Source organism: Methylocystis suflitae (genome assembly GCF_024448135.1).
GTDB classification, from domain to species: domain Bacteria; phylum Pseudomonadota; class Alphaproteobacteria; order Rhizobiales; family Beijerinckiaceae; genus Methylocystis; species Methylocystis suflitae.
Genome location: NZ_JAMRYX010000159.1, coordinates 1 through 4,089, shown reverse-complemented (window position 1 = coordinate 4,089; position 4,089 = coordinate 1). Strand labels below are relative to the sequence as shown.

Annotated in this window: 4 protein-coding genes; 1 reads left to right on the top strand and 3 read right to left on the bottom strand. The window is 62.2% G+C overall.

Features of this window, described 5'->3' with window-relative positions; translation table 11 throughout:
* Positions 1-447: ATP-dependent metallopeptidase FtsH/Yme1/Tma family protein (locus NEI07_RS12105; protein WP_256034861.1), on the bottom strand; the 447-nt coding region annotated here is incomplete at its 3' end.
* A gap of 171 nt (positions 448-618) precedes the next feature.
* On the opposite strand from NEI07_RS12105, the gene NEI07_RS12100 reads away from it, so the two are divergent.
* The gene (locus NEI07_RS12100) at positions 619-2,085 is read left to right on the top strand and encodes a GlxA family transcriptional regulator (RefSeq protein ID WP_256034859.1); all 1,467 of its coding nucleotides are present in this window, start codon (positions 619-621) and stop codon (positions 2,083-2,085) included.
* Positions 2,086-2,514: 429 nt separating this feature from the next.
* On the opposite strand, the gene NEI07_RS12095 is transcribed toward NEI07_RS12100, so the two are convergent.
* A complete protein-coding gene (locus tag NEI07_RS12095) occupies positions 2,515-3,168 on the bottom strand; it encodes an acyl-homoserine-lactone synthase (protein ID WP_256034857.1) in 654 nt (217 codons plus the stop codon).
* A partial coding sequence (locus NEI07_RS12090) for an autoinducer binding domain-containing protein (RefSeq protein WP_256034856.1) occupies positions 3,165-4,089 on the bottom strand: 925 nt, incomplete at its 5' end. The genes NEI07_RS12095 and NEI07_RS12090, both read right to left, overlap by 4 nt.

Genomic DNA, 4,089 nt, shown 5'->3' with positions numbered 1-4,089 from the left:
CTCCGTCAGCAGTTTCGCTTTCGATTTGCCAAAGCCCATCGCGCGACCGCCTGCTCCGCCCTGCATCTGGCGAGCCATGTAAATCCAGACGGCGATGAAGAGCAGCAGCGGCAGCCCATTGACGAGAAGAGTCGAGAGCCAACCCGGACTGTCGTTCGCGGGCTTGGCGCTGATCTGCACCTTCTTCGACTCAAGCTTCTGCACGAGGCCCGGATCGCTCGGCGCATAGGTCGTGAAGGAGCGGTTGTCGTTAAAGTGGCCGGAAATCTCATTGCCGGACATCATCACGTCATGGACGCGGCCTTCGTCGATCTGCACCAGCAGCTCGCTGAAGGTGATCTCGCGAGCCGGCGTGCGGGTCTGCTGATGCTGGAACAACCCGAAAAGCAGCGCGCCGACTGCGACGAACAGGACCCAAGGCAAATATTTCTTCCAATTCGCCTTCATTTTCACCTCCATGACGAGAGCCGCGGCGGGCCGGGCGTCGTCGTCAATATGTATGCATCCCCCGCCGGAGCCAAAGACGCCTCGACAAGCGCAGGATGAGATTAGAAGTAATCTAGGTCATGATGGCGCAATAGCCAAACAGGCGTCATAATTCGCCAAAGGTTGGGGCGGATGCGCAAGATCGTCATCGTCGGCCTAAATGAATGCCTAGGCTCGGCTTTCTGGGGATTGACGGATATTTTGACGCTCGCGCGGCGCGCCGTCGTTGGCTTCGCCGCGCCCGCTGAAAACGCTGAAGATCCTTTCTATGTCGTTACGGCAAGCGCGGACGGCGAGTCGATCCGCGATCGCGCGGGGGCAAGCTTCCCCGTCGCCGCGTCCTTAGGGGCCATTACGAGCTGCGACGCGATCATCGTGCCGAGTCTCTGGCCCGGCGAGGACGAAAAGCCGCCGGACATGTCGCGCTTTGGCGCGACCGCCGCCTGGCTACGCCGCCACCATGCGCGCGGCGCACTCATCGCAGGCTGCGGATCCGGCGCTTTTCTTCTCGGTGAGGCGGGTCTCCTCGATGGCCGCCGCTGCACGACGAGCTGGCGGCATCATGAGGAGTTGAAACAGCGGTATCCGCGAATCGACGCCGCCTGGGGCGCGCGGCTGATCGAGGACCGTCGAGTGGTCACCGCCGCCGGTCCCCTGTCGTGGATCGACGTCGCTCTGCATGTCATTCGCGAGCTTTGCGGGATCGACGCGGCGCGGATCGCGGCGGAGTTCACCCTGGGCGAGGACGCGCCAATCAAAGGCGTGCAGCGGGGCCCGACCGTCTACAGCGCAACGGCGCTGAACGCAGGCGCCGGCGCCTTTCTGGCCGATGCGGAGCGAATCGTTCGGCAGTCTGATTCGTCGATGAGCGCTCAGGAACTCGCACGGGCTCTTTCGACGTCCGAGCGGACGCTGCATCGCAAGCTCAAACAGGCCTCCGGAGAGTCGCCCAAGACGTTCATCGATCGGATACGTTTCGAAACCGCGCGCATGTTGCTGGAAACCAGCGCCAAGCCCGTCAAGGAGCTCGCCTCCAGCGCCGGCTTCGCCGACGAGGCGCGTTTTCGGCGCGCGTTCCGGCGTTTCGCCGGCATGGCGCCGAGCGCCTATCGGGTGTGGGCGCGCGCCAGAAGCCAGAACAAAGGCCAGCTTTTCGCATTGCGCAAGGAAGCGGAAATCATTCCGAAAATGCTGACGACCATATTCGACGCCTGCGTCAATGGGGTCACGCTGGCGGACCCCGACCTCGAAGATTATCCCATCATCTACGCTAATCGACCCTTTATGCGAATCACCGGCTACGGGCTCGACGAGATTATCGGACGCAACTGCCGCTTTCTTCAGGCCGAAGACCGTGACCAAGAGGAAAGACTGCGGCTGCGCGAAGCGCTCCGCAATCAAGAACAGATCGAAGTCACGCTGCGCAATTATCGCAAGGACGGTGCGCTCTTTCACAACAAGCTCAACATCACGCCGCTCTTCGACGCCGACGGCCGCCTCCTGTATTTCCTCGGCGTGCAATATGACGTCAGCGCTCAAGTGCAGGCCGAACTGGAAATCGGCGACCTTAAAGCGAAGCTTACGTCCCTGACGGATTAATCGTCATTGCGGCGCAAAGACGCTGAAGCCTGGCCGACTAGTCATTGTTTAAAGCCGCATTACTGGGGACAAGCTGAATCGGCGCAGCGATCGCTTGGCCGGCGTCGCAGGTGCATCGCAACAGCTTTTCCCACTTGGCATATTTCGGAGTCGGTGCGCTAATTTGTCGCGTCTGCCTCAGATGCGGCTCTTCGTCTCCTCAATGGGCAGCGAGCCACAGGACAAAATGCCATGAACGCGATCTCAGCGATTCTCTCGATTTTTGCAGCCGCCGCCGCCATCACGCTCGCGATCACCGCCTTCGTGAACGCCTGACCGTCGTTCGCCCAAATCTAAGAGCGTCGCTCGCCGCCCCGCGGCGAGACGCCGACGCACTTTATTTTGTAATTCCCTGTCGGATAGCTCCCCGGCGAAAAGTCGTTTTGCGCATCACCAGCAGCCCATTTGGCGTAGTCTTTCCAGATCGGCGAGATTGATCGGCGGCGCCGTGGTGGCGCCCGCGAGACTTTTGAACGGCGCGTTCATCGCAGCGCCGACTTCATAAAGCACAGCGAACATGTCGGCGCCGTCGATGCGCATCGGCGGCGCGAATGTCTCGCCTGCGCAGCCGCGATGCGACAGCACCCGATGCATCGATGCGTCGAAAACGCCGATCATATGCGTCAGAGCGGCGGTTTCGGCGATCGCATTTAGCGCGACGCCGAGTTGACCGATCGTGCGATCGATGGCGGCCTCCGCCCCGCGAGCGTCTCCGGCGGCGCGGAGCGTCAAACGACTTGCCTCCCAAATCAGCGGGCTCTCGACGCGTAAACCATCCGGCAAAGCCCCCGCGAAAGCGGCGTTCAACATCGTGACGCCGGCGGTCGGCAGCAATCTCAGCGCTCCGGCGACGCAATCCATTTCGTCGAGCGCAAGAACATAGAGCGGATCCAGCGAATCAAAATAATCGACGACCGCGAACCGATGGACGGCTTCGGACGGCCGACCGGCATGGGCGCGAGCGGCGGCGAGGCGCAGGCCATACATCTCATCCATGAGTCGGGGAAAGAGCGCGCGCGATTCGCCAGGCAGCAGCGCGATCATCGCTCCGGCCGATCGATTGAAGAAAAGTTACGGGGAGTGGACTCGATCACGGGCCGCAGCCGCTCGACGCCGACGCGAATCAGCCCTATCCGGCGGGCCGCCTCGACGGCATTGTCGACCGAGGCGGCGTGAAGCCGGGCGCGCGCCGTTTCGAGCCAGAAGCGCACGGTGGTTGGAGCAGCGCCAAGCGCGACCCCGATCTCGAGATCGCTGGTTCCTTGGGCCTTAAGGCGTAGGCAAGCGAGCTCCCGATCCGACAACCGCATTTCGACGTGGGGTTCTACGGCAATGGCGCCGCGCACGCTGGAGTGAAAGATCGCGCTCATCACCATGAGCCGGCGAATCAGGGCGCGGCGCTGCAGCGGCAGGGATGAAGCGTCCTCAGCGCAGCAGACGCTAAACAGCCCATATTCGCCGCTTCGGCCGCGCAGGGGGATGGAAATTCCGTTGGCGCCGAGGTCGAACTCCAGCACTTCGCCCAGAAGTTTTTCCACCACCGGATCGTCGCGATCCAGCAGGCGCCAATCGACGGGCGTTATCCCTCCGAACCCCGCGCGTAGGACGGGCTCGAGGTCGACACGGCGCGCCTGGGCATAGGATTTTCGCCACGAGGCGGCGTAAATGGCGGACAGCAGCGGTCGGTCGGCGCGGCGAGCCGGCAGGTTGAAGGCGACATATCCGACATGAGAGACGCCCGCCGCCCGCAAGACTTCATCAAGGAGCAAGACTTCATCAAGGAGATTGTAGCGGACAGTCCGCCGATCGGCGCGCGCGAGCCGATCGATAAGATCGAAAACATCTTCGCGATACACGCTGAACGCCGATCGTGCCGAAATCAATAAGCAATTTGATACACAGTCAATGGCGGGCAGGCAATGCGCCGCGCGTCGAATCGCTTTGACGAAGCCGATCGTTCGCCGC

Coding starts and splice junctions, on each gene's coding strand:
- NEI07_RS12100 (WP_256034859.1), top strand. CDS start 619: ATGCGCAAGATCGTCATCGTCGGCCTAAATGAATGCCTAGGCTCGGCT.
- NEI07_RS12095 (WP_256034857.1), bottom strand. CDS start 3,168: ATGATCGCGCTGCTGCCTGGCGAATCGCGCGCGCTCTTTCCCCGACTC.